27 protein-coding genes and 1 other annotated feature are annotated in these 22,692 nt (G+C 68.6%); of the genes, 13 read left to right on the top strand and 14 right to left on the bottom strand.

The window, feature by feature from the left end:
• Positions 1-300: 300 nt before the first annotated feature.
• The 3 genes from F6X38_RS16875 to F6X38_RS16885 are packed head-to-tail and all read left to right on the top strand — an operon-like array spanning position 301 to position 2,706.
• On the top strand, positions 301-774 hold the full coding sequence (locus F6X38_RS16875; protein WP_150971652.1) for an SRPBCC family protein: 474 nt from the start codon (positions 301-303) through the stop codon (positions 772-774).
• On the top strand, positions 771-2,183 hold the full coding sequence (locus tag F6X38_RS16880) for an MFS transporter (protein WP_150971654.1): 1,413 nt from the start codon (positions 771-773) through the stop codon (positions 2,181-2,183). Before F6X38_RS16875 ends, F6X38_RS16880 begins: the two co-directional genes overlap by 4 nt.
• A 16-nt stretch (positions 2,184-2,199) precedes the next feature.
• On the top strand, positions 2,200-2,706 hold the full coding sequence (locus F6X38_RS16885) for a universal stress protein (protein WP_202618005.1): 507 nt from the start codon (positions 2,200-2,202) through the stop codon (positions 2,704-2,706).
• 82 nt (positions 2,707-2,788) lie between these two features.
• Here the strand turns inward: F6X38_RS16885 and F6X38_RS16890 are convergent, their stop codons facing one another.
• The 4 genes from F6X38_RS16890 to F6X38_RS16905 all read right to left on the bottom strand — a co-directional run bounded on the left by F6X38_RS16890 (position 2,789) and on the right by F6X38_RS16905 (position 6,024).
• Positions 2,789-4,270: a SulP family inorganic anion transporter gene (locus F6X38_RS16890; protein ID WP_150971656.1), complete on the bottom strand. Its 1,482-nt coding sequence runs from the start codon at positions 4,268-4,270 to the stop codon at positions 2,789-2,791.
• A 70-nt stretch (positions 4,271-4,340) separates the two neighbouring features.
• Positions 4,341-4,396: a sequence feature (sul1 is cis-regulatory element that is thought to sense ions involved in sulfur or methionine metabolism; They are found in Alphaproteobacteria), on the bottom strand.
• A gap of 234 nt (positions 4,397-4,630) precedes the next feature.
• Positions 4,631-4,966 carry a hypothetical protein gene (locus tag F6X38_RS16895; protein ID WP_150971658.1) on the bottom strand — a complete coding sequence of 112 codons (336 nt, stop codon included), beginning with the start codon at positions 4,964-4,966 and terminating at the stop codon, positions 4,631-4,633.
• 121 nt (positions 4,967-5,087) lie between these two features.
• Positions 5,088-5,414: a hypothetical protein gene (locus tag F6X38_RS16900; RefSeq protein WP_150971660.1), complete on the bottom strand. Its 327-nt coding sequence runs from the start codon at positions 5,412-5,414 to the stop codon at positions 5,088-5,090.
• A 55-nt stretch (positions 5,415-5,469) separates the two neighbouring features.
• A complete protein-coding gene (locus F6X38_RS16905; RefSeq protein ID WP_202618006.1) occupies positions 5,470-6,024 on the bottom strand; it encodes a histidine phosphatase family protein in 555 nt (184 codons plus the stop codon).
• A gap of 179 nt (positions 6,025-6,203) precedes the next feature.
• Between F6X38_RS16905 and F6X38_RS16910 the strand changes: the two genes are divergently transcribed.
• On the top strand, positions 6,204-6,353 hold the full coding sequence (locus tag F6X38_RS16910; RefSeq protein WP_150971662.1) for a lmo0937 family membrane protein: 150 nt from the start codon (positions 6,204-6,206) through the stop codon (positions 6,351-6,353).
• 160 nt (positions 6,354-6,513) lie between these two features.
• On the opposite strand, the gene F6X38_RS24140 is transcribed toward F6X38_RS16910, so the two are convergent.
• The 7 genes from F6X38_RS24140 to F6X38_RS16940 all read right to left on the bottom strand — a co-directional run bounded on the left by F6X38_RS24140 (position 6,514) and on the right by F6X38_RS16940 (position 10,461).
• On the bottom strand, positions 6,514-6,645 hold the full coding sequence (locus F6X38_RS24140; RefSeq protein ID WP_281353075.1) for a hypothetical protein: 132 nt from the start codon (positions 6,643-6,645) through the stop codon (positions 6,514-6,516).
• A complete protein-coding gene (locus F6X38_RS16915; protein ID WP_150971664.1) occupies positions 6,645-6,944 on the bottom strand; it encodes a hypothetical protein in 300 nt (99 codons plus the stop codon). Before F6X38_RS16915 ends, F6X38_RS24140 begins: the two co-directional genes overlap by 1 nt.
• A gap of 68 nt (positions 6,945-7,012) precedes the next feature.
• Positions 7,013-8,173 carry an AAA family ATPase gene (locus F6X38_RS16920; protein ID WP_150971714.1) on the bottom strand — a complete coding sequence of 387 codons (1,161 nt, stop codon included), beginning with the start codon at positions 8,171-8,173 and terminating at the stop codon, positions 7,013-7,015.
• A 213-nt stretch (positions 8,174-8,386) separates the two neighbouring features.
• Positions 8,387-8,737, bottom strand: coding sequence for a hypothetical protein (locus F6X38_RS16925; RefSeq protein WP_150971666.1), 351 nt, complete (start codon positions 8,735-8,737; stop codon positions 8,387-8,389).
• 213 nt (positions 8,738-8,950) lie between these two features.
• A complete protein-coding gene (locus F6X38_RS16930; RefSeq protein ID WP_150971668.1) occupies positions 8,951-9,322 on the bottom strand; it encodes a MerR family transcriptional regulator in 372 nt (123 codons plus the stop codon).
• A 64-nt stretch (positions 9,323-9,386) separates the two neighbouring features.
• The gene (locus F6X38_RS16935; RefSeq protein ID WP_150971670.1) at positions 9,387-9,611 is read right to left on the bottom strand and encodes a hypothetical protein; all 225 of its coding nucleotides are present in this window, start codon (positions 9,609-9,611) and stop codon (positions 9,387-9,389) included.
• A gap of 127 nt (positions 9,612-9,738) precedes the next feature.
• Positions 9,739-10,461 (bottom strand): ribonuclease H family protein, encoded by a 723-nt coding sequence (locus tag F6X38_RS16940; protein ID WP_246191396.1) that lies wholly within the window; start codon positions 10,459-10,461, stop codon positions 9,739-9,741.
• 269 nt (positions 10,462-10,730) lie between these two features.
• Between F6X38_RS16940 and F6X38_RS16945 the strand changes: the two genes are divergently transcribed.
• A complete protein-coding gene (locus F6X38_RS16945) occupies positions 10,731-12,359 on the top strand; it encodes an adenylate/guanylate cyclase domain-containing protein (protein WP_246191397.1) in 1,629 nt (542 codons plus the stop codon).
• 47 nt (positions 12,360-12,406) lie between these two features.
• Complete coding sequence (locus F6X38_RS16950; protein ID WP_150971674.1) at positions 12,407-12,913, top strand: cupin domain-containing protein; 507 nt, start codon at positions 12,407-12,409, stop codon at positions 12,911-12,913.
• Positions 12,914-12,922: 9 nt separating this feature from the next.
• On the opposite strand, the gene F6X38_RS16955 is transcribed toward F6X38_RS16950, so the two are convergent.
• Positions 12,923-13,360 carry a BA14K family protein gene (locus tag F6X38_RS16955; protein ID WP_150971676.1) on the bottom strand — a complete coding sequence of 146 codons (438 nt, stop codon included), beginning with the start codon at positions 13,358-13,360 and terminating at the stop codon, positions 12,923-12,925.
• 136 nt (positions 13,361-13,496) lie between these two features.
• On the opposite strand from F6X38_RS16955, the gene F6X38_RS16960 reads away from it, so the two are divergent.
• Complete coding sequence (locus F6X38_RS16960; protein ID WP_150971678.1) at positions 13,497-13,856, top strand: hypothetical protein; 360 nt, start codon at positions 13,497-13,499, stop codon at positions 13,854-13,856.
• Here F6X38_RS16960 and F6X38_RS16965 read toward each other — a convergent pair whose 3' ends face one another.
• Both F6X38_RS16965 and F6X38_RS16970 read right to left on the bottom strand, forming a co-directional pair.
• The gene (locus F6X38_RS16965; RefSeq protein WP_150971680.1) at positions 13,857-16,211 is read right to left on the bottom strand and encodes a DUF3772 domain-containing protein; all 2,355 of its coding nucleotides are present in this window, start codon (positions 16,209-16,211) and stop codon (positions 13,857-13,859) included.
• A gap of 73 nt (positions 16,212-16,284) precedes the next feature.
• Positions 16,285-16,860 (bottom strand): histidine phosphatase family protein, encoded by a 576-nt coding sequence (locus F6X38_RS16970; RefSeq protein ID WP_150971682.1) that lies wholly within the window; start codon positions 16,858-16,860, stop codon positions 16,285-16,287.
• Between the two features lie 193 nt (positions 16,861-17,053).
• Here F6X38_RS16970 and F6X38_RS16975 point away from each other — a divergent pair, with 193 nt between their 5' ends.
• The 6 genes from F6X38_RS16975 to F6X38_RS17000 all read left to right on the top strand — a co-directional run.
• Positions 17,054-17,263, top strand: coding sequence for a CbtB domain-containing protein (locus tag F6X38_RS16975; RefSeq protein ID WP_150971684.1), 210 nt, complete (start codon positions 17,054-17,056; stop codon positions 17,261-17,263).
• Positions 17,264-17,273: 10 nt separating this feature from the next.
• Positions 17,274-18,041 (top strand): CbtA family protein, encoded by a 768-nt coding sequence (locus F6X38_RS16980; RefSeq protein ID WP_150971686.1) that lies wholly within the window; start codon positions 17,274-17,276, stop codon positions 18,039-18,041.
• Positions 18,042-18,162: 121 nt separating this feature from the next.
• On the top strand, positions 18,163-18,684 hold the full coding sequence (locus tag F6X38_RS16985; RefSeq protein WP_150971688.1) for a copper chaperone PCu(A)C: 522 nt from the start codon (positions 18,163-18,165) through the stop codon (positions 18,682-18,684).
• The gene (locus tag F6X38_RS16990; RefSeq protein WP_150971690.1) at positions 18,681-19,238 is read left to right on the top strand and encodes a hypothetical protein; all 558 of its coding nucleotides are present in this window, start codon (positions 18,681-18,683) and stop codon (positions 19,236-19,238) included. The genes F6X38_RS16985 and F6X38_RS16990 overlap by 4 nt, the downstream gene beginning before the upstream one ends.
• A gap of 93 nt (positions 19,239-19,331) precedes the next feature.
• The gene (gene yghU, locus F6X38_RS16995; RefSeq protein WP_150971692.1) at positions 19,332-20,210 is read left to right on the top strand and encodes a glutathione-dependent disulfide-bond oxidoreductase; all 879 of its coding nucleotides are present in this window, start codon (positions 19,332-19,334) and stop codon (positions 20,208-20,210) included.
• A 509-nt stretch (positions 20,211-20,719) separates the two neighbouring features.
• A partial coding sequence (locus tag F6X38_RS17000; RefSeq protein WP_161992806.1) for a sialate O-acetylesterase occupies positions 20,720-22,692 on the top strand: 1,973 nt, incomplete at its 3' end.

Raw genomic sequence — 22,692 nt, forward strand, 5'->3', positions numbered from 1 at the left:
CGAGCCGTTCAGAAAGAGTTAGGCCGAAGCCGTGCCGGATGCCTCCGTTCGTCAGGAGGACCGGAGCGCGAACGGTCAACGAAAGGAATCAGGCCCGTCTATGCACAGATGGGTAGAACAAGTTGTCGCAGTCCGATCGTCTGGCTTTGCATCGAGGAAATTCTCTCTCGACGACGTGGTCTCATGGGCGTACCAATTCTCGCGGAGGAAATACAAGTCCGGTCATGCTTTAAGTCGCCGAAGTAGAATGCGACTTCGGTTCTAGCTGCGCCTGTGTGAATGCAGGAGGAGGAAGCTGGAATGGTGGCCAACGTCATGGTGATCGTCGAGCGTCAGTTCGACTATCCGCGACAAACCCTTTTCGAAGCATGGACGGCACCCGAGCAGTTGTCGGAGTGGCGCGGAAGTCCCGGCTGGCACGTCGAGAAGGGAACCGTCGCTGCGGAGCTGAAGCTCGGCGGAAAGCACCATCATATGAAGATCCGCGATAGCGATGCGGCAACGCGGGTCGGCACCGATGGCATCTATACGGAGTTCTTCTCACCCGACGTATTCGTATCCCGTGAGCGGATCACCGGCGACCCGGGCATCGACCCCGATCGGCCACTCGAACTCCGGGTCGAATTCAACAAGATGGGGCGCGACGGGACGTTGGTCCGCATCGTGCAGGGGCCCTACGAGGCGACAGTCGCGGGCTACCACAGCGAAGGCTGGGAACGTGAACTCCTGCGATTGCAGGATTTTCTCGATCGCGCGGGAGGGCGCACCCGATGACCACGGCAACCATCGCGAGCGCCTCGGCCGCCGAGCCTACTGCCGGTGCGGCGCTAACTCATACCACTATCGCTCGGCAGAAGCCGCTGATGGACATGCGGCAGATCCTGCTCATGAACCTCGGCTTCTTCGGCATCCAATATTCGTTCGGGATGCAGCAGACGGCCGTCAACCCGATCTTCCAGTTCATCGGAGCCAGGCCCGACGATCTGCCGATCCTGAACCTCGCCGGCCCGATCACAGGCCTCCTGATCCAGCCGATGATCGGCGCGCTCTCGGACCGGACCTGGTCGGAGCGCTGGGGACGCCGCAAGCCGTTCTTCCTCGTTGGCGCAATCGGCTGCTCGATCTGCCTGTTCCTGTTCCCCTTCGTCTCAGCCGTCTGGATGGCTGTGCTGCTCCTGTGGCTGCTCGACGCCAGCAACAATACGGCGATGGAGCCTTACCGCGCTTTCATCGCGGACAAGCTGCCGCCCTCTCAGCTCGGCAAGGGCTTCCTGGCGCAGAGCTTCTTCACCGGGTTCGGCATCACGCTGGCCAACATCTCGCTGTTCGTCTTCCAGACCGTGATCACCGGTGCGACGGCGGCCGGCATCCCCTACTGGGTGGTCGGCTCGTTCATGCTGGGGGCGGTCTGCTCGATCGGGTCGGTGCTGATCTCGATCCTCTCGACCCCGGAAATCCCGCCCACCGAGGCCGAGCTGAAGGCGATGCGCGAGCACAAGGGCAGTGCCTTCGGGTTCATCCGGGAAGTCTGGGATGCGATCGTCGAAATGCCGATCGAGCTTCGCAAGCTCGGCCTCGTCTACCTTTTCCAGTGGTACGCGATGGTCTGCTACTGGCAGTTCGTGACGCTTTCGATGGCGCAGTCGGTCTGGGGAACGACCGACGCCCATTCCGAAGGGTTCAAGCAGGCGGTTGGTTGGACCGGCCTCGTCAACGGCTGGTACAACATCGTCACCTTCTCGGTCGCCTTCTCGCTGGTGGCCTTCGCCCGCCGGCGCGGAGCGCGGATCGTCCACATGGCGTGCCTGCTCTGCGCAGCGGCAGCCCTTCTGATCTTCCCGCACCTGACCAACAAGTACCTGCTGTTCATCCCGATCGTCGGGCTCGGCATCGCCTGGGCCTCGATCATGGGCGTGCCGTACATCATGGCGGTGCGGATGATCCCCTCGACCCGCTACGGCGTCTACATGGGCATCATCAACATGATGATCGTGGTGCCGATGCTGATCCATTCCGTGACGTTCGGCTCCATCTACTCGAACCTCCTCGGCGACAACCCGAACAACGCCATCACCTTCGCCGGCATCCTGCTTGCTGTAGCGGCGGTCGCGATGCTTTGGATCAAGGAGCCGCCTATCGTGCGGGACGTCGATGAGGTGATGGTCATGCCGAGCGGCCATTGAGGGGCGGGGAACCGTGATGAGCGACATGACCGATTACCGCGTCGTCGTCGTCGGCACCGATGGCAGCAGCCTCGCTGATCCGACCGTCGCGCGCGCTGCCTGGCTCGCGAAGCACGACGACGCCGATCTCGTGATCGTCTGCGCCTACAGCGGCCTTTCAAGGCGGGCTGAAGCGAAGAACGTGGCGACCCTTGGCGGCGACAGTCGCGGCGGCGAGGTGTTGGGCCGAACTGCGGCCGGCGATGCGATCAGTAGGGCGGTTGCGATAGCAGCGGCACAAGGGGCGACCGTTGCAGCGGCTCTGACGATGGAGGGTGATGCCGCTGCCGCTCTGATCGAAACCGCGGACGCTCGGAATGCAGAGCTTCTCGTGCTCGGTGCGCGCTCCGATCGCTCACTTGCCGAACGCCTGCTAGGGACGGTCGCCACCGAGGTCGTCAAACGCGCGCGTTGCGACGTGCTGATTGTACGTCCAACGGAGCCGGGTGAAATCCCGGTCCCTGAAGATGCAACAGGCAGGTAGTAACAGGCCAGCCACCCGAGATGTTTGGAATTTCGATATAGCGACGGACGGTGGCGTGGTTGCGATGTCCATGCCGCGGCAGCTAGTGCACCGCCGCCGGATCGATGCCCGGCTTGTCGTGCATTCCGAACCGCTCGACCATCGTGGCGCTCGCCTCGTTCAACCCGACGACTTCGACGATGCGGCCCTGGTTGCGCGCCTTGAGGACGACGCGGTCCAGCGCGCCGACCGCCGAGATGTCCCAGAAGTGCGCGCGGCCGACCTCGATCACGATGCGCTCGACTGGCTCCAGGACGTCGATCGCTTCCGCGAAGGTCGCGGCGGAGGCGAAGAACACCTGCCCCTCGACGATGTAGACCCGCGTCCGGCCGCCGTCCGACAGGGCGGAGGTCACGCGGCTGAGGCGCGCGACCTTGCCGGCGAAGAACACGCCGGACAAGAGCACGCCGACGAGAACGCCCTTGGCGAGATCGGCCGTCGCTACCGTCATCGCGACCGTCGCCAGCATCACGATGGAGGACGGCACCGGGTTGGTCCTGAGCCGCGCCAGCGAGCGCCAGGAGAAGGTGTTGATCGACACCATGATCATCACAGCCGTCAGCGCCGCCACCGGCACGATCGCCAGAAGATCCTGCAGCGCGACGAGGAGCACGAGCAGGAACACGCCCGCCACCAGCGTCGAGAGCCGGCCCCGCCCGCCGGACGAGACGTTGATCACCGACTGGCCGATCATCGCGCAGCCGCCCATGCCGCCGAACACGGCCGACGTCATGTTGGCGATGCCCTGGCCGACGCATTCGCGGCTCTTGCTGCTCGGCGTGTCGGTCATGTCGTCGACGATCTGTGCCGTCAGCAGCGACTCCAGCAGCCCGACCGCCGCCAGCGTCAGCGCCACCGGCAGGAGGATGCGCAGCGTCTCGAACGTGTAGGGCACCTCCGGCAGGCCGAACGACGGCAGCGCCGACGGTAGTTCGCCGAGATCGGAAACGGTCCTGACGTCCAACCCCGCACCCCAGGCGACGAGCGTCACGACGGCGATGGCGACGAGCGGCGACGGTATGGCTTTCGTCAGGCGTGGCAGGCCGTAGATGACGACGAGCCCGAGCGCGATCAGCCCGTAGGTGGCAGACGGCACGCCGATCAGTTGCGGGAGCTGGGCGAGGAAGATGAGGATGGCGAGCGCGTTGACGAAGCCGGTCATGACCGACTGCGAGACGAAGCGCATCAACCGCCCGAGCTTGAGGATGCCGCAGACGATCTGGATCGCGCCCATCAGGATCGTCGCGGCGAAGAGGTACTGGACGCCGTGGTCGCGCACGAGGTCGATCATGATGACGGCGGTCGCGGCCGTCGCGGCCGAGATCATCGCGGGCCGGCCGCCGACGAAGGCGATCACGGTCGCGATCACCACCGAGGCATAGAGGCCGACCTTCGGGTCGACGCCGGCGATGACCGAGAAGCCGATCGCCTCGGGGATCAGCGCCAAGGCGACGACGAGACCGGACAGGATGTCGCCGCGCGGGTTCGAGACCCAGTCGCGGGCGGAGAAGATGGCTGTTCGCATGGAAGATCCGCAAAGGAGAGGTGCCCGCCGAGGCTGACGCCGGCAGGTCGCGAAGAGATCGCGTCGATTGCGTTGTCCGGCGGATCGGCGGCCGGAAGAGCCACCCGGAGTTTCACCGGGTCCAGTCGAGTGATGGCGTCATAGCCGCTAGCGGCTTCCGGACGCAACCCGATCGTCATCCCGAACCGCGACGTCGGGCCCGTTCAGTCATTCGATGCGCAAAACGAAGGGAAGCGGGACGAAGGCAGCCGGCTCACGGTGGAACTCGCTGTTCGGCCGGCTCGTGGGCGTCCCCTCACATCGTCTGCGTCGCAGCGACTGTCCGCCACCGATCACGCCCTGACGAAGTGAGGGTCGTGATCAGGCCGCGAACCGGGCGAGCGTCACCTTCCGCTTGCCGTGCTGGTACGGACCGACGTCGAACGCCTCGCCGCTCTCGACCTGATCGGCCATCGTCTGCCCCATCGGACCGCCGACGGCGACGAGGGTCCGCCCTTCGCAATGGCGGGCGATCTGGAGGCCGAGGCTACGCATGTGGGCGCGAGCGAAGCAGTAGACCGCCAGAGCGGCGCGCTGGCCGCCGGAAAGCTGCCGGACGATCTCCGCGACGCGCGCCTCTTCCGAGCGCATCAGCAGCGACAGGACATCGAGCGGGACGGGACTGGTCGGCTCGTTCGGGCGGTAGCGGCTCGTCATCGTCGTTCTCGCAGCGGGTCTGCGCTGATGCTACCTGCGCGAGCTTATGCGGTGCTGGAGTGCATGCTGGCGTTGAAAGGCAAGGGCAGGCTTCGTCGAAAGCGACGCGAGGCATCGGCGCCTAGATGAGCTGGTCGTTCAGTCCGTTCCTCATGACGGCGAGGGAAGGCAGCTTGTGGCGCTGATAGTGCCTGATCGTCGCCTCGATGATGGCCCGCACACCTTCCGTCGCTTCGACCTGCGCCAGCCATGCCTGCAAGGCCGTCACCATCGTCTCCGACGTCGGCGCAGCGCCTCGGTCGGCGACGTCGACGATGCAGTTCGTGATGATCCTCTGAGCGCTGACATGATCGGTCAGGGCTTGCAGGGCCATCATCACCGGCTCCTCCATCGCCACGCCCGAAACCTCGAAGGTCTCGCTGCCGTTCTTGATGGTGATCGTCGCCATCGAAACACCCTTGTGCCGCACGGTCGCTCAATAGCATGAGGGCAGCAGACAGCGCTCAGGCGTCCTGATCGCCGGAGAGCAGAAGTTGCGGCTCCTGCGAGAATGTCCAGCCGTCGCCGTCGCGATCGAGCCGCCAGATCGGGTCGTAGCGATCGTCCGGCCATTTCGCCGGATGCGACGGCGGGTTCGGCAGAACGTCGATGCATTCGCCAATCTGCGAATGCTCCCACGCGATCAGCACCGTGCCGGAACGCTTCATGACGTCGGCCATCAGTTCGCTGGTATCGTACTTCAGATGCTCGAAGCACGTCTCGACGCTGCCACGCGATCGCAGGAAGTCGATGAGCGGCGCAACGGTCTGCGGCGGCCGCAGGCTCTCGCTGTCCGGTCCAACCCCGGACGCGAAGATCGTATCGGGGACGAGATCGGCCTCGCCATGCGAGGGACAGATACGGCGCACCAGGGCGCCGGCCCGCTGCCAGCCGCGGACGGTCAGGCTCTCCTCGTTCGGAACGCCGTGCTGATCGAAGCCGGGCGTCTCGTGCAGTTCGGCGTGACGGATGAACAGGATCCGGTGCGGACCGGCGGAGAAGGCGGCGTTCATAGGCATCTACGGATTATGGCCGGAAGCGCTTCTTCCACAAGGGTGCCTGCGGATCGCTTCACGAAAGTCGGTCTGCAGCGGGTTGAGGTCCCCCGACGCGCCTTCCGGGGCGAAGCAGCGTCTGGCTATGTTCGCCGTTCGAACTATCTGCCTGGTCGAACGGCGTTCCGATGGGAGACACATCCGTGTTGTGGGCAATTGCGATCGTACTGGTAATCGCGTGGATTCTCGGTGGCTTCGTCTTCCACGTCGCCGGCGGGCTGATCCACATCCTCCTCGTGATCGCCGTGGTGGTCGTGATCTATCAGGTCATCACCGGACAGCGCCGGGTCTGACAGTTCGTCGACCGGTCATCCGCCCGCTTCGCGTGCCGCGTATCCGCCTCCGCAAGCAGGGCAAGCGCAGGCCGATCATCGTGGACGAGTTGGAGGTGTCACGGGTTCGCTGCGCTTCGTCTCTTCGATGCATCCGCGGGTTTCTTGCGAAGCGCGCGGCCTAGCGGCTGTCGACGGCAGCGGGCGGTGAGGGTCGATCGGCGTGCAGGATCGTGTCGCGGTCGATCCATCCCAGCGCGACGACGGCGACGACGCCGACCGCCAGAACGGCGCCGATAACGAGACGAGCCATCATTCGGGCCCGTGCTGCGCTTCGTCGAGCTGCTCGCGCAGCGTACGTCCAAAATCCGCCAGCGCCTGTTGCACGCCTGCGAGAAACTGCCCGGCGACATCGGGATCGTCGGGCGAAGACGCGGAAACGGCATCCACGAGCGCCAGAACTTCCTCCTCCGCCTCGACCGGAAACAACCCCTTCGCAACGGCACGCTCGACGTAGAGCGCGCGGACGAGCATATCCAGCGCCTGCGTTTTCGCGTGCAGATCCTGCGCCGCGCCGGCGAGCGCCTTCAGGACGCCGTTGATCTCATTCATCGATTTTCCTTCCACGGTCAGCAGTTCGCCTCGCGGCTGTTCTCTATGTCAGGCTCTACATGGTCCAGCTATCGCTTCGGCCAGATCCATCGCGGCGGATCGACGTCCGGCGCGCCGGTCTCGCCGAAGCTCTTCTCCAGCCGGATTTCCTTGATGCCGCCCTCTTCGCGGAGCGCGTCGATCAGCATTTCGCTGTGGCTGACGAGAACGATCCGGCAGTTGGCGGAGGCCGAGGCCAAGAGCCGGGCGAGCGGCGACATCAGGGAGGGATGCAGGCTCGCCTCCGGCTCGTTCAGCACCATCAGTTCGGGCGGTCGCGGCGACAGGAGCGCGGCGACGAGCAACAGGTAGCGCAGCGTGCCGTCCGACAGCTCCGCCACACCGAGCGGACGCAGCAATCCGTGCTGATGCAGTTGCAGGCCGCCGTGACTGGACTCCTCGACGTCGAGCCGCGAGCCGGGGAAGGCCTGACGCACGGCCTCGTCCAGCGCGCCACGATCGCCGATCGCCCGGATCGTCGCGAGCGCGGCGGCGAGATCGGCGCCGTCGCCGGCCAGAACCGGCGTGTAGGTCATCACCTGACGTCGGCGGGCAGGGGCATCCGGATCGGTGCGCAGCGCATCATAGAAGCGCCAGTCCCGCATGCGCTCGCGCATGGCGAGAAGCTCGGCGCCGTCGAGGGGATCGGCGCAATGCGTCACCATCGAGTCGAACGGCGACAGGTCGTGCATCGCCTCGCGCCATTCGCCGGTGCGCGCGGTGCGCGCGGTGCGCAGTTTCACGAAGGCACCGCGGCGCTCGGCGAAGACCGAGGCGCGGCCGAGCACTTCGCCGGTCCACATCACCTCGACCTTGATGGCCGGATCGAGCGGAAACGGGTTCTCCTTGCTCGGCATGCCGAGATCGATCGCGTAGCCGAACTCATCGCCTGAGAAGCCGAGCTTCAGGCTGACGGGCCCCTTGCGCACCGTCCCTTGCACCGGATGCTGCCCCGAACGCACGGCTCGGCCGATCGTCTCCGGCCCCGCCCAGAGCGTCGAAGCCAAGCCGCCCTCGGCGGCGAGCGTCTGGACGAGCCGCCCTTGCGCCGTTTCCGCCAGCAGTCGGAGCGCACGATAGAGGCTCGTCTTGCCGCTGCCGTTGGCGCCGGTCACGACCGTCAGCCGTCCGAGCGGCACGACGAGGTCGCGCAGCGAGCGATAGCCGGAAACGGCGAGCGTCGTAATCATGGTCAAGACATAGCTCGCCGCGCCGGTTCCTCGCCCGCGTCCGCGATGAAGGCCGAACAGTGCGTCTCGATCGTTGCGACGGACGCGTCGTGCAGACTTGCGACAAGACGCGCCGACACTCCCGCCTTCAGCCCGCGCAGGATCGGCGTGCGGCGGAGAGCGTCGGGCAAGACGTACGCCGCAACGCCGGCAGAATCGCCCGAGGCGGTCGGATCAGTTCGATCGGTCGATCCGGATGCGCGGCCGGAAGCCGCTGCGCGAGCCGAACTGGCCCGATCCGCTTCCGTAGCCGCGGTCCCGGTCGAGCGAGCCGCGATCGAAGGCGTTGTTGCGGCGGAGGAAATCCTGCGATCGGTTGTAGGACGCGGGTCGATCGTAGCGGCGGTAGTAGGGACGCCGGGCGTTGTAGTAATCCACCCTGCGGTAACCGCGGTCGTAATCGTCGCGATACACGCGGCGATGGTGGTCGTAATAGCCGCGGTCGTATCCGGTATCGATGCAGCCGGCGGAGAGGAGGGCGGCCAGGCCGGCAAGGGCGCTCCGCAAGAGCGTGGTGAGTTTCATGGCGATCGTCCGCGTGGACCCCGGACATGGGGCGCGGGTGCGGAAAGGCGACCGCGGGGGATGGGCCGCAAACTTCAAGGGCGCCTGACGTGATCTCGCGGGATCGTTCCGCCTGGTCTTCTCGCCGTTCGCCGTGTTGCTGATGCGCCCCCATGCGCTGTGCTCGGCGCGGCAGGCGAAAATCCCTTGCCGGCCGTCCACCCGGAGGGTTTGTCAGGCGCTCCGGGCCGTGTAGTGCTCCGCCAGCCGCAGGACGTCCTCGCTGGAAATACCGAGCAGTTCGCCGAGCAGCGCGATGCGCATACGGGTGCGGTCCGCGTTCGAATACAACGGCTCATCCGCGCCCGTGACCGGCCGAAGCAGGCCGAGGCTTTCGTAGCGGTGCAGCGTCTGCGGATCGGTCCCGAGCTGCCGCGCCAGTTCGTCGGCGCGGTATGCCGGTTGGTTCGCCGCCGCCGGGGAGTTCAGACCGAGGATTTGCGTCAGGCTGGCCCAGTCGTCGGAAGATCTACGGTCCCCTTCATCGGCTGGATCTTCCATGTCGTCGAGCTCGCTTTCGCTGCTTTGGCGCCGGACAGATTTCAACGTAGATTTCGAAGGTGAACGGAACCTTACTCGTGACGGAAAACTCGTGTTTCGCGATTTGGAACTATTCGGCTGCCTGCTCGTCCCGAGCCTTGCGCGCCCGAGCCTTGCGCGATTGTCGAAGTGCCGCAATGACGTCTTCGTAGATCGGCTTCAGATCCGCCTCGGTATCCGGCAATGCGGCCGTCAGCCGGGAAAGCGCCGCGTCCTCGCCAAGTTCCGCAGCGAGTGCCGCTGCGACACTTCGCGCGAAACGATCCACCAATGCCGAGTCGTCGTTCCTGGCCATGCCGGGATTGCACCGCAAAGAGCTTAACGCAGCCACTCACGTCCGTGGCAACGGTGGAATTCCCTTCCGGGTGTGGCTTAAATGCCGTGGCGGAACATCGGCGCCGCGAGCGGCAGGCCCGAGGCACTCAACCGTCGGCCGGCGGAAGCGGTCCGTTTCGCCGAACCGCCGCTTGCCGGCCCACCGCCGCCAGTTCGTCCGCCCGCTCGTTGCCGGGCGTCCCGGCATGCCCTCTGGTCCAGCGGATGTTGGCCGATCCGGCCTGCAGCAGGTCGTCGAGGGCCTGCCTGAGGTCGGCATTGGCGAGCGCTCCCCCACCGCGCGTCCAACTCGCCTTCCGCCAGCCGTGCCGCCATTCGAGGCAGGCGCGGACGACATATTGCGAATCGCTCCAGACGATCGCGGGCGCCGCCGGCGCCAGCCAGCGCAGCGCGCCGATCACCGCCGTCAGCTCCATGCGGTTGTTCGTGGTCGCCGCCTCGCCGCCATGGGCGCAGTGCACCTCTGCGCCGCCGCGATAGACCGCGAAGCCCCAGCCGCCGGGACCGGGATTCGGCTCGCAGGACCCGTCCGTGAAGATCTCCATCGCGTCCCGCGGCATCACGACCAGCGCGGGCGTGGCGGCGAAGGCGAGGAGCGGGTTGAGGGGAACGGCCGAGGCCGCCGTGTCCGGCGCGAAGCCCTCCGGATAAGGGCAGGCGGCGGGAACGCCGCAGCGCAGCAGCTTCCGGCGCCAGCCGCCGGGCGGCGGCCATCGCACGCCCCAGGCCCGAAGCTGCGCGGCGCTCCAGCCGCCGCCCGGCAATCTCGCCGCCGCCATCTCCGCCTCGGTGATCGGCCGCCGGCTCATGCGCCGCTCCGTGACGCGGCGGATCGCCGGCGGCGGCAATGCCAGGCCTCGGTTCGCGCCGTCCGGTGGTCGTCCGACATGGCTGTCGTCGGTTCAGCGTCGATGTCCGCTGGCGGAATGCCACGGCGCCGCACCCCGCGCCGGGCCGAGGATTTCAGGTTCGCCGACGAGCGGGACAGGCTAAGGTCGCGCCCGGCGGGTCGTTTCGGGATCGGATGCTGCATCAGTTGCGAAGGTTGCGACAGTTCGATTGGCCCGGCCGAGCGGCGGTGGCGGCGGTTCGCCGCGTCACGTCGCGCGACCTGCGGCTCTTCTCCGGCCTCGCGATCGGCGGCTTCATCCTCTGCCATTTCCTGAACCACGCGCTCGGGCTGATCTCGGTCGACGCCATGGAGGCGGCGCGTCCCTTTCTGTCCGGCCCGTGGCGCTCGCCGCCGGGCACCGGGCTTCTCTACGGCTCCGTCGCGGTGCATTTCGTGCTGACGTTGCGCGCCCTCTACCTCCGCCACAGCCTTCGCATGCCGGCGAGGGAAGCGGCGCAGACCGCGCTCGGCCTGGTCCTGCCGTTCCTCCTGATCGGGCACGTCGTCGGCACCCGCATCGAGTTCGCCGCGACCGGCATCGAGGCCACCTACCCGGATATCGTCGCGAACTTCTGGGTCCGCAACCCGGTCGCCGGCGGCCGGCAGGTCGTGGCGCTCTTGATCGCGTGGCTGCACTTCTGCCTCGGCCTCTTCTTCTGGCTGCGGACCAAGCCGGGTTTCCCGGCGTGGCGCCCGACGCTGTTCGCCGTCGCCCTGCTCGTGCCGGTCCTGTCGGTGCTCGGCTTCGCGGAGGCCGGCAAGGAACTCGCGAACAGAGCCGGTCCGCTGCCGGAGCGGACCACGCACGCGCCCGAATGGGTCGATACCGTGCTGGCCCTCGGCCTCGCGGTGCCGCTCGCGCTCGTCGTCGCGGCACGGGGCGCCCGCGGCATCTACCGGCGGCGGGACCGCGTGCGCATCGCCTACCCGGACGGCCGCACGATCGAGATTCCGCGCGGGTTCAGCATCCTCGAGGCGAGCCGCAGCGCCCGCATCCCGCACCAGGCGGTCTGCGGCGGCCGGGCCCGCTGCTCCACCTGCCGGATCGAGATCGTCCACGGCTTCCACGGCCAGCCGCATCCGGGCGAGCCGGAGCGCGCGACGCTCCAGCGCATCGGCGCCGGGCCGCGCGTCCGCCTCGCCTGCCAGTTCCGCCCGTCGCGCGACGTCGGGATCGTGCCGCTCGTCCACCCGGCGGCGGCGGCCAGCGTCGCGCTCGAAAGCGGCCGGCTGCGATCCTACGGCGAGGAGCGGGAGATCGTCGTCCTGTTCTGCGACATCAGGGGCTTCACCAGCCTCGCCGAGCATCGGCTGCCCTACGACGTCGTGTTCATCCTGAACCGCTATGTCGAGCTCGTCGGCCGCGCCGTCACCGGCAACGGCGGGGCGGTCGACAAGTTCGTCGGCGATGGGGCTATGGCGTTGTTCGGCCTGTCGTCTCCCGCGCCGCAGGCGGCGCAGCAGGGCCTGGCCGCTGCCGAGCGGATCCTCGCCGACCTCGCCGAGCTGAACGAGACGCTCGGGCGCGAACTGCGCGAGCCGCTGCGGGTGGCCATCGCCCTTCACCAGGGGCCAGCGATCGTCGGCGAGGTCGGCTACGGCACGGTCGCGAGCCTGACGGCGGTCGGCGACACGATCAACGTCGCGAGCCGGCTGGAGGGACTGGCGAAGGCCGCCGACGCCGAACTCGCGGTGTCCGATACGGTGATGCAGTCCGCCGGGTTGTCGCCGGGCGGTTTCGAGACCAAGGTGCTGCCGGTGCGGGGCCGGTCGCGATCCCTGAAGGTCTGGCTCCGGCAGTCCCGGGACGGCTGAGGGACGTCGCCTCCCGCCGAACGGACGAACGCGGAAGGAGACGCGCGATGGATGCGCCCGCACGACCGGCGAAGCCCGTCGTCAACCTCGCCGACCTCGAGCTCGACCGCTGGACGCAGGGCGAGCGCTACGCCTCGGCGGATGCCTCGTTCGGCAGGCGCATCGGCCTCGCGAAGCTCGGCATCAGCTACGGCGAGGTGCCGCCGGGCAAGAGCGGCTGCCCGTTCCACAACCACCGGCAGGAAGAGGAGCTGTTCGTGATCCTCGAAGGCGAGGGGACCTACCGCTACGGCGGGGAGGAGCATCCCGTCCGTGCCGGCGACGTGCTCGGCGCGCCGGCGGGCGGTCCCGAGACGGCCCACCAGATCGTCAACACGGGCAGCGGTCCGCTGCGCTATCTCGGCGTTTCGGCGAATGTCGAGGCGGAAGTGGTCGAGTATCCTGACTCCGGCAAGTTCCTCGCCGTGTCGCGGCTGCCGGACGGATCGCGCTTCCGTTTCGTCGGCCGGCGCGAAGGCGAGGCCGACTACTGGGATGGCGAGCCGGGCGCCTGAGCGGCGACCTCAGACCCGGCAAGGCTTGCGGCCGCCGCGGCCGTCCCTGAACGTGCCGGTTTCCGGATCGTAGCTCGAATGCCGCTGGAGGCAGATCCGGTCCTTCTTCGACAGCCGCTTCACCACGGTGCCGCGCCGGTCGCCGTCGTCGTCGAAATAGCCCCGCCGGCCGTCGCGCCGGTTCCCGTAGTCCCGGTCGTCGTAGTCGCGGTCGTCGTACCGGCCGTAGCGACGATCGTAGGAGCGGTAGCCGTCGTCGCGCCCGTAGCGGCGGCCGCGGTCGTAGTAGGGATCGTCGTAGCTGCCGTAGTCGTCGTCGTAGCCGCGCGAATAGCGGTCGTCGTAGCCGCCGTACTGCGCCGTCACCACCTGCGCGCCCGCCGGCGCGATGCCCTGCGGCGCGAGCATCGTTGCCATCAATGCGACCGCCGCCACCAAACCGCGCATGTCGAGAACCTCCCGTTGATTCCGGCAGATTACGTAGCGCAAGCCGAACCGGAGATGAACGGCCGTGGTCAACCGCCTGTTCAGTCCTTCGTCGCATAGTCGCCGGCGACGAACCCTTCGGAGGAGGACGGCGGCCATGATGGCGAACATCGGCAACCTTCCGATCGTCGCGATCCTCGCCGCGATCGCGATCGGCGCGATCTGGAAGCCCGGCCTCGCCGTGTCGACGCTCGGCCTCCTCGTCTTCCTGATCGGCACCCTGCCGCTCGCGGGACTGGTCCGCGTGCCGGGCGGCTATGCCATGGCGGTGGTCGGCATGGGGGCGTTTCCGACCGCGATCACCGGCATCTTCGTCATGGCCTTCGGGCGGCTCGTCTCATCCGTCGAGGGCATCCTGAGGCGTCTCGGCGCGGCGCCGGCCGCGCAGGTGGCGGAGGGGGACGCCGTGTCGCGGCGCGAGCCGACCTTCCGGCGCGAAAGCCGGTTCGAGTTCTGATCAGGACGCGACGAGGCGGATCTCGCCCGCCCGGAAGCGGCCGAGCGCCTCGAACAGGATCGCGCTGCGCGTCGCGTAGACGAGGCGCGGGCCGGCGACGAAGGCGAAGGAGCGGAACGTCACCTTGCCCTCGTCGATGCTCTCGATGAAGACGGTCGGCGGCGGCTCGGCCAGCACCGCCTCGTGGGCCTCGTAGACGCCGATGAGCGTTGCCCGGACGGCGGCGACGTCGACGTCGAGCGGCGCGGAGAAGACGATCTGGATGCGCCCGAGCGGGTTCGCCATCGTCATGTTCCGAATCGATTTCGTGATCAGCTCGGAGTTCGGCACGATCAGCGTCGAGCGGTCGGCGATCTGGATCTCGGTGGAGCGGACGCTGATCCGCCGGACGTCCCCCTCGTCCGAGCCGATCCGCACCGTGTCGCCGATCTTCACCGGGCGCTCGGCGAGGAGGATCAGGCCCGACACGAAGTTCTGCGTGATCGCCTGGAGGCCGAAGCCGATGCCGACCGACAGGGCCGAGACCACCAGCGCGATGCGCTCGACGCCGATGCCGAGCGTCGTCAGCGCCCAGAAGCCGGCGATGATGATGCCGGCATAGCTGACGATGGTGGACACGGAGTTGCGCGCGCCGGGATCGAGGTCGGTCGCGGGCAGGAAGCGGTCGTCCAGCCAGCGCCGGACACCGCGCATGACGCCGAGGCCGATCACGAGCACGATCACCGCCTTCAGGATCGAGCCCGGCGCGATGGTGAAGCCGCCGATCTGGATCTCGGACGAGTTGCCGAACTGGTAGAACAGCGAGCTCGCGCCCGGCCCGAGCGGCCCGGACAGGAGGATCGCGGCGACGCAGAGGATGGCGATCCGGAGCACCGCCGAGGACACCACGCCGAGCTGGCCGACCTGCGTCCGGCGGAGGCCGAGGCCGGTATGGAGCGAGCGCCCGAGTCGGCTCTCGCTCGACAGGAACGTCGTGCAGAGGTCGTCGGCGACGACGAGGAGGAGGTAGGTCGAGGCCGCGACGATCGCGGTCCAGATCGTCTGCCGCGAAAGGAACAGCGCGAAGTTGACGTAGCCCTGCAGCGCGGCTGCGATCGACACCGCGACGGCGATCCAGGCGGCGAGCGTCGCGACGGTGACGAGCGTCGTCCGGGCGCTCGGCTCCCGGATGGCCGCTTCCGGGTGGCTGCGCCGCTGCCGGACCAGCGCGACGAGAACGGCGACGATGAAGCCGCAATAGCCGAAGGCGACGACGTAGTTCAGGACGATCGCGGCGGGCTGGCTGATGCCGACGGCCTGTCCGCCCTGCACCAGGAAGACGCCCGTGAAGGTCAGCCCCGCGCCGATGCCGGGATAGGGGCGTAAGCGCCGCGCCGCGGTCTCGTCGAGCGGCAGGAGCCGCCAGGACGGCTGGCCGGCCAGGAGCAGGCCTTCACCAAGCGAGACCACGAAGGCCCCGACCGAGGCGGTGATCGCGATCGTCCAGGCCAGGGGGCGGGTGCCGCGGGTCAGGATCTCGGCCCAGTCGAGCGCGAGGGTGACGAGGAAGAAGGCGAGCGCCGCGGTCAGCGCGCCGACGGTGACGAACCAGAGCGCCAGCGCCGAGCGGCGCGCCCGCGTGCCCGGCACTTGGCGAACGGCGAAGCGGCGGCCGGCCTCGCGCAGGCGCCGGCGCACCGGCACGATGAGGACGAACGCGAGCCCGAGGGCGCCCGCCACGGCGAGGAGCCGGAGGCTGAGATCCCCCGCCGGGATGCGCGCGGCCGAGACCCGGACGAAATCCCACAACCGCGCGCTGTCGTCGTCGAGACGGCCGGCGAAGTCGGCCCAGAGGGTCGGCGACAGCGGCGAGGCGACCTGTTTGAACGTGTCGCGGTTGAAGGCTTCGTTGATCTCCCGGATCATCCGGTCGATCATTTCCTTGGCGTCTGCGCCGACGATGCGGCCGCGCTTGATCGCCGAATCCACCGTGCCGCGCTCTTCGTCGAGCCGGGCGCGCTGCTCCTTGATGTCGGGCGCTTCGGCGTCCGTCGCCGGGCCGAGCTCGGCGATGCGCGCGTCGAGCGCGGCGAGGCGCGGCTCCAGCTCGCCGACGGCCGCGTTCGCAGTGGAGCCGACCGTCATGCCGCGGTCACGCAGTTCCGCCTTCTTGGCCGAATCGGTCGACGCGTCCGCCTCGCGGCCGATCTCCTCCAGCGCGCTCGCCTGCGCGTCGATCACGGCGATCGGATCGGGCGCGGCGGCGCCGGCCGGCGCCGGCTGCTGCGCGCCGGCCCGGACGAGGCCGAGGAAAAGCAGCGCGAGCGCGAGCGCGACCGCCGCCGCGAAACGTCCGATCGATGGTCTGCCGTGCATAGCTGCCCCGTCGTGCCGCCGCGTGATGCCGTCGCCGTTTAGAGGCTCTCCGACAGGATGGAAACGGCTTCGCTCAGTTCCCGCCCTGCCATGGACCCAGCCGGCCGAGCGCCCAGCGCCGGCCGTCGCAGGTGAATTCGGCGAGCGTCAGCGGTTCGACGTCGAGGGCGCGGGCGGCGCTCGGGTGCGCGCCGAGGACATGGAGCACGGCCGCACGCAGCACCGCCGCGTGAGTGACGGCGAGCACCCGGCCGCCCGCTTCGCGCCGGCCGTCGAGCCAGATCCCGATCCGCCGGATCACCGCCGCGAGCGGCTCGCCGCCGGGCGGTGCAGGGTCGTCGCCGGCGATCCAGCCTTTGAGCGCGTCCGGTTCGCTCGCTGCGATCTCGTCCAGCGACCGACCTCGCCAGCGTCCCCAGTCCTGATCGCCGAGAGCCGGCTCGGGCGCGGCCTCGACCCGGAGCGCCTCGGCTGATTCCCGCGCCGCCCGCGCCGGGCTCGCGAAGGCCCGGTCGAGGCGCGGCAGGCGCTCCGCCAGGCGGCGGACAGCGGCGAGCCCCTTGTCGCTCAAGGATTCGTCGTCCGGAAAGCCGACTGCGGCCTCGCCGGCGGTCCGGCCGTGCGACAGGAGAAGGAGACGGGTCGGCATCTTGGCTCCATTGACAGAAGGGCACCGCCGTTCCAAGGCTGCGGATAGCGACCGCGGTGCGGAAGCCGGTGGGAACCCGGCACGGTCGCGCCACCGTGACCGCTCGGGGCTGGCCCCGTAGCGGAAGTCGGACCCGCCCGCGGAGATCGCGCCGCAGCCGTCCGGGACGCGTCATCCCGAGGGAGCCTTTCGCATGACCAACGCCGTTCTCGCGCCGGCCGCCCGGCCGCTCCGGATTCCGCTGCGGGAGATCCTGCCCTGGGCGGTCTTCGCCGGCCTGCTGCTGCTGCTCGCCATCTATTTCGTCGGCGCGGAAGAAGGGGCGACTTCGCTCATCGCCGGCATGGCCGTGCACGAATTCGTGCATGACGGCCGCCACCTCCTCGGCTTCCCCTGCCACTGAGGAGGAAGCCATGGTCGGATCGCTGCTTCTGCGCGGCATGATCGTCGGCTTTTTCGCCGGCCTTCTCGCCTTCGGTTTCGCACGCGTCTTCGGCGAGCCCGCCGTCGACTACGCCATCGGCTTCGAGGCACAGGCCGCCGCCGCTCCGGCGCACGCCCACGACGGCGCGGCCGCACACTCGCACGGCGACGAGGAGGAACTCGTCAGCCGCGAGACGCAGGCCGGCCTCGGCCTCCTCACCGGCGTCGTCGTCTACGGCACCGCGATCGGCGGCCTGTTCGCTCTAGCCGGCGCCTTCGCCTTCGGGCGGTTCGGAACCTTGAGTCCGCGCGCCGTTTCGGCGCTCGTCGCGCTCGCCGGCTTCGTCGCGCTCGTGCTCGTGCCGCAGTTGAAATACCCGGCCAACCCGCCGGCCGTCGGACTGGACGAGACGATCGCGCTGCGCACGCAACTGTTCTTCGCCGTGCTCATCGCCTCGCTTGTGGCAACGGGCCTTGGCCTTGCGACGCTGAAGCTCCTCGCGGGGCGCGGCGTCTGGACGGCCGGGCTCGCGGGTGCCGGGGCGTTCTTGTTGGTAGTCGCCGTCGCGGCGCTGGCGCTGCCGGCGATCGACGAGGTGCCGGCCGGCTTCTCCGGCTCGGTGCTCTGGCGCTTCCGCCTCGCCTCGCTCGGCATCCACGCGGTGCTCTGGACCGGCCTCGGCCTCGGCTTCGGCGTCGCGGCCGAGCGGCTGCTCGGGCGAGCGGCCGCCGGCGGCGGACGCCTGCGCGCCGCCTGAATCGGCTCCGAACGACCGCTCGCCCACCGCCGCCAAGCGGCGTGCGGCGGTCCGTCCCCTTGCGAATGCCGGCGCGCGGGCCGAAGTGCTGGCCGTCGCGCTTGCTCAGAGGTCTCGTGCCATGCTCCGAAATACCCGCCTCGTCGCGGCCGTCGCGTTTCTCGCGGCGGTGTTCGCCCCGTTCGCCGCGTCTTCCCACGAGTTCAAGGTCGGCTCGATCGTCGTCGGCCATCCCTGGAGCCGCGCGACGCCGCCGGCTGCCAAGACCGGCGGCGGCTACCTGACGCTGACGAACGGCGGCACGAGCGACGACCGCCTCCTGTCCGCCCGCTCGCCGGCCGCGCCGGACGTGCAGATCCACGAGATGAAGGTCGAGAACGGCGTCATGACCATGCGCCGGCTCGAAAACGGCCTCCCCGTGCCGGCGGGCCAGGAAGTGGCGCTGAAGCCCGGTGCGTCCCATCTGATGCTGATCGGCTTGAGGCAGCCGCTCAAGGCCGGTGACAGCGTGCCGCTGACCCTCGTCTTCGAGAAGGCCGGAGCGGTCGACGTCACGCTCAAGGTCGAGAAGCTGGGCGCGCCGGAACCCGGCGCCGCCGGCGGAAAGGACAACATGCAGGGCATGGAGGGCATGACGCATTGACGGAACGCGGCCGTTCCTTCGCGATGCTCGGCGCGGCGGCGCTCGCCGCCGTCGCCGTGAGCGGTTGCGAGCAGCGGCGACCGGATCTCGCCGAGGCGCTGGCTCCGGCGCGCGGCCATCTGGAAGACGGCACCGGCGGCGCGGCCAGCGTGGACGAGCTTCTTGCGGCGGCGCGCGGCCGGCCGGTCTCGGTCAGCTTCGCCTATGTCGGCTGCAGCGGCCGGACGCCGCGCCTGGAGCGCCTGCGGCAGGCCGAAGGCGCGGTGGCGGGCGGCGACGTGTTCCACATCGTCCTCAACGTCGTCGACGGGCCGAGCCGCTATGCCGACGTCGTGCGCGACCTCACCGGCGAAGCGCCGGAGCGGCTCGATCCGAACGCGCTGCGCATCCTCTTCGTGGAGAAGGGCGAGCGCTGGCCGGTGGAGCCGAGCGCCGCGGCGGAAGGCGTGATGGCCGCGATGGGCCTGCGCTACGGCCGCGAGCGCTTCATCGAAACCGTCAGCGGCATCGGCCTCTTCGACAGGGACGGACGGTTCGCCGGCCTTCGTTACTGACGGCCTGACGCCGGGGCTCGGCTCTTTCCCGGCGGCGCTTCCGCTCCAGTTGCCGGCGCCGATGGCATGGTTCCAGCGCGAAGGTTGCATCCGATGAGCGAGTCCTCCGAATACACGCCGCCGAAGATCTGGACGTGGAACAAGGGCGGCAACGTCGCTCAGGTCGCCAGCCTCAACCGTCCGGTCGCCGGGGCGACGCACGAGAAGGAGCTGCCCGTCGGCCGGCATCCGCTGCAGCTCTATTCGCTCGGCACGCCGAACGGCCAGAAGGTGACGATCATGCTGGAGGAGCTCCTGGCACTCGGCCACGCCGGAGCCGAGTACGACGCCTGGCTGATCCGGATCGGCGACGGCGACCAGTTCGGCTCAGGGTTCGTCGGCGTGAACCCGAACTCGAAGATCCCGGCGCTTCTCGATCGCTCCGGCCCGAGCCCGATCCGGGTGTTCGAGTCCGGCGCGATCCTGTTCTACCTCGCCGAGAAGTTCGGCGCCCTCCTGCCGACCGACCCGGCCCGGCGCGCGGAGGCGATGTCCTGGCTGTTCTGGCAGATGGGCTCGGCACCCTATCTCGGCGGCGGCTTCGGGCACTTCTACGCCTATGCGCCGGTGAAGATCGAATACGCGATTGATCGCTTCACGATGGAAGCGAAGCGCCAGCTCGACGTTCTCGACCGCCGGCTGGCGGACAACGAGTTCCTGGCGGGCGACGAATACACGATCGCCGACATCGCCGTGTTCCCCTGGTACGGCGGCGTCGCGAAGAACTGGGTGTACGGCGCGGCGGAGTTCCTGTCGGCCGGCGACTACAGGAACGTGCAGCGCTGGGCGGACGCGCTCTACGCGCGGCAGGCGGTCAAGCGCGGCCGGATGGTGAACCGGCTAAGCGGCGAGCCGTCGGAGCAGTTGCACGAGCGGCACGAGGCAAACGACTTCGACACCAAAACGCAGGACAAACTCGCCTCGAAGGATTAAGCGCTTCCGGCCCGACCCGTCATTTGCCCGAAAGATCGCGTCCTGGCGCGAAAGCTGCGCATCGAAGCGCCATTTCCACCAGCTGCCCATTTTCCGCGTAGCTGCTATGCGACGGCGGGCATGGCGGAACGGGCAAGCGCGGCGTAGATCTTCGTGCATACAAGGTTCGTGTCGACCCATCCTCCTCCCAGGGTCGGCATGGAACGACCGGCGGCATCCTCCTCCCAGCCGTCAGGTCCAAGCACGACGCCCGCCGGTTCCTCCCCCGGTGGGCGTTTTGCTTTTCGGGCTCATCCCCGCGAAACCTGCACGTCGCGACGATGCTCCTGCCGCCTCTGGCAGACGGGCCACACGTTAACCGGAAAATTCCTCAATCCCTTGCGGCTGTTGACGAATGCACTGAGCAATCGTTAACGAGTTCCTTAGGGGAAACCAACGGATACCGGCCTCCGCTCTTCCTTCGGAAGGGTTTTCGCATCCGGCCGGATCGTCGAGGGAGCTGCCGTCCGATGATCTTCCTGCAACGCGATGCCTCGAACGCCGCCGACGTGCACTTCACGGGGGAGCAGGCCCGCATCCTGAAGGACGGCTCGGTCGTCCGCGACTGGACGGGCGGCGGCGTCATCGGCGGCGTGCCGCAGGGCTCGGGCTACACGCTCGAAGTGGTCAAGAACGGGCAGGTCGTCACCGATACGCTGGCGATCGGCATGGTGGTCGGCACGATCGGCCAGTCCAACATGGGCTACTGGTACTCGAACGGCACTCCATCGCGCGGCGTCGTCGACGCCTCGCCCGAGACATTCCAACTGAAGAACGGCGAGTGGGCGACGATTTCCGGCGACGCCGCCCGCACCTTCGCCAACGCGCTCGCCGCCAGCACCAGCGTGCCGGTCGCGCTGGTCGACGGGTCGTTCGGCAGCACGTCGCTTCTCGCGAAATACACCAATTCCAACGGCAACTGGCAATCGACGGCGGAGGGGAGCCTCTACGACAGGTTCCTCGACAAGCTGAATGTCGTCGGCGGCCATGCGGAGCTCGTCCTCTGGATCCAGGGCGAGAACGACGCGCGAGCCGGCGCGACGACGGCCGAATATCTCGACGGTCTCAACGACCTCTTCGCGCGCCTGCGCGCCGATGTCGGGCCGACCGCGATCCTCGCCTCGAAGCTCGGCACCACGATCTACGGCGACCCGCAATGGTCGCCCTACATGGCGAAGGACTATGCCGACGCGGTCCGCCTGGCGCAGACCATGGCCGACGAGGCGAACGGCGACGTCACCTTCCTCGGGGCGGACGACCTGTCGCTGCAGGACCCGATCCATCGCACCACGGTCTCGTCGGCGATCGAAGGGCTGCGGCTGCTCGATGCCTATCTCTCGAAGCTCGGCGTCGATCCGATCTTCCACTCGGTCGCAGGTACCGACGGGCAGGACGCCCTCGCCGGGTCGTCCGGCATGGATTTCGTCGATGCCGGCGCGGGCGACGACACGATCGACGCCGGCGCGGGCAACGATCTCGTGCGGGGCGGCGACGGGGCGGACACGATCGACGGCGGCGACGGGAACGACCTCCTCTCCGGCGGGCTTGGCGCCGACCGGATCCTCGGTGGCGCCGGCAACGATCGCATCACCGGCGATGAGGGCGACGACCGGATCGAGGCGGGCGCCGGCAACGACGTCGTCGCCGGCGGCTTCGGCCACGACGAGATCCACGGCGGCGACGGCGACGACGTGCTGGAAGGCGGGCTCGGCGACGATGCCGTGTTCGGCGACGCCGGAAACGACACGATCAAGCTCGGCGGCGGCAACGACCGCATCGACGCGGGCGACGGCGACGACGTGATCCTCGTCGAGAACTTCAGCCACTCGAACTATTCCGGCCCCGGTTACGGCATCAGTTCCGTCGAGGGCGGCGCCGGCTACGACGTGCTCCAGGCCTCTGCCAACAAAACCGTCATCGCGCTGAACGGCCTGTCCGGCGTGGAACTCGTGACGGCCGGCGGCTTCACCGGCGTGACACTGACCGGGTCGAACGCCGCCGACACCTTCGATCTTCGCTCGACGGTCCTCGACGGCATCGACGCGATCGACATGGGCGAGGGCGACGACTCCGTCTTCGGCTCCGCCGCCGCCGACCGGATCTCGGGTGGAGCCGGCGCGGATCGCCTGACCGGCGAGGGCGGCAACGACGTCCTGATCGGCGGCGACGGCGACGACGTCATGGACGGGGGCGAGGGCATCGACTTCGTCCAGATGGTCGGCCGCTTCTCCGACAGCACGATCGATCGCGCGACGGGGCGCATCGCGAACGCAAAGGACGGCGTCGACACCGTCTCGAACGTGGAGTTCGTCAACTTCCTCGACGGCGTCTACGACTGGGTGAACGACCGCTTCGACCCGACCCCGCCCTTTTCCGGCGTCCGGGTCGACGGGACGAGCGGGAACGACATCGTCAGTCCGCTGACCTCGGTCGGCAAGCAAGC

It is taken from the genome of Plantimonas leprariae (genome assembly GCF_008802405.1).
Lineage (GTDB): Bacteria > Pseudomonadota > Alphaproteobacteria > Rhizobiales > Rhizobiaceae > Plantimonas > Plantimonas leprariae.

Coding starts and splice junctions, on each gene's coding strand:
- F6X38_RS16960 (WP_150971678.1), top strand. CDS start 13,497: ATGATGGCGAACATCGGCAACCTTCCGATCGTCGCGATCCTCGCCGCG.
- F6X38_RS16915 (WP_150971664.1), bottom strand. CDS start 6,944: ATGAATGAGATCAACGGCGTCCTGAAGGCGCTCGCCGGCGCGGCGCAG.
- F6X38_RS16980 (WP_150971686.1), top strand. CDS start 17,274: ATGGTCGGATCGCTGCTTCTGCGCGGCATGATCGTCGGCTTTTTCGCC.
- F6X38_RS16890 (WP_150971656.1), bottom strand. CDS start 4,270: ATGCGAACAGCCATCTTCTCCGCCCGCGACTGGGTCTCGAACCCGCGC.
- F6X38_RS16900 (WP_150971660.1), bottom strand. CDS start 5,414: ATGGCGACGATCACCATCAAGAACGGCAGCGAGACCTTCGAGGTTTCG.
- F6X38_RS16925 (WP_150971666.1), bottom strand. CDS start 8,737: ATGAAACTCACCACGCTCTTGCGGAGCGCCCTTGCCGGCCTGGCCGCC.
- F6X38_RS24140 (WP_281353075.1), bottom strand. CDS start 6,645: ATGGCTCGTCTCGTTATCGGCGCCGTTCTGGCGGTCGGCGTCGTCGCC.
- F6X38_RS16905 (WP_202618006.1), bottom strand. CDS start 6,024: ATGCCTATGAACGCCGCCTTCTCCGCCGGTCCGCACCGGATCCTGTTC.
- F6X38_RS16920 (WP_150971714.1), bottom strand. CDS start 8,173: ATGATTACGACGCTCGCCGTTTCCGGCTATCGCTCGCTGCGCGACCTC.
- F6X38_RS16885 (WP_202618005.1), top strand. CDS start 2,200: ATGAGCGACATGACCGATTACCGCGTCGTCGTCGTCGGCACCGATGGC.
- F6X38_RS16875 (WP_150971652.1), top strand. CDS start 301: ATGGTGGCCAACGTCATGGTGATCGTCGAGCGTCAGTTCGACTATCCG.
- F6X38_RS16880 (WP_150971654.1), top strand. CDS start 771: ATGACCACGGCAACCATCGCGAGCGCCTCGGCCGCCGAGCCTACTGCC.
- F6X38_RS16940 (WP_246191396.1), bottom strand. CDS start 10,461: ATGAGCCGGCGGCCGATCACCGAGGCGGAGATGGCGGCGGCGAGATTG.
- F6X38_RS16935 (WP_150971670.1), bottom strand. CDS start 9,611: ATGGCCAGGAACGACGACTCGGCATTGGTGGATCGTTTCGCGCGAAGT.
- yghU (WP_150971692.1), top strand. CDS start 19,332: ATGAGCGAGTCCTCCGAATACACGCCGCCGAAGATCTGGACGTGGAAC.
- F6X38_RS16985 (WP_150971688.1), top strand. CDS start 18,163: ATGCTCCGAAATACCCGCCTCGTCGCGGCCGTCGCGTTTCTCGCGGCG.
- F6X38_RS16895 (WP_150971658.1), bottom strand. CDS start 4,966: ATGACGAGCCGCTACCGCCCGAACGAGCCGACCAGTCCCGTCCCGCTC.
- F6X38_RS16950 (WP_150971674.1), top strand. CDS start 12,407: ATGGATGCGCCCGCACGACCGGCGAAGCCCGTCGTCAACCTCGCCGAC.
- F6X38_RS16955 (WP_150971676.1), bottom strand. CDS start 13,360: ATGCGCGGTTTGGTGGCGGCGGTCGCATTGATGGCAACGATGCTCGCG.
- F6X38_RS16965 (WP_150971680.1), bottom strand. CDS start 16,211: ATGCACGGCAGACCATCGATCGGACGTTTCGCGGCGGCGGTCGCGCTC.
- F6X38_RS16975 (WP_150971684.1), top strand. CDS start 17,054: ATGACCAACGCCGTTCTCGCGCCGGCCGCCCGGCCGCTCCGGATTCCG.
- F6X38_RS16970 (WP_150971682.1), bottom strand. CDS start 16,860: ATGCCGACCCGTCTCCTTCTCCTGTCGCACGGCCGGACCGCCGGCGAG.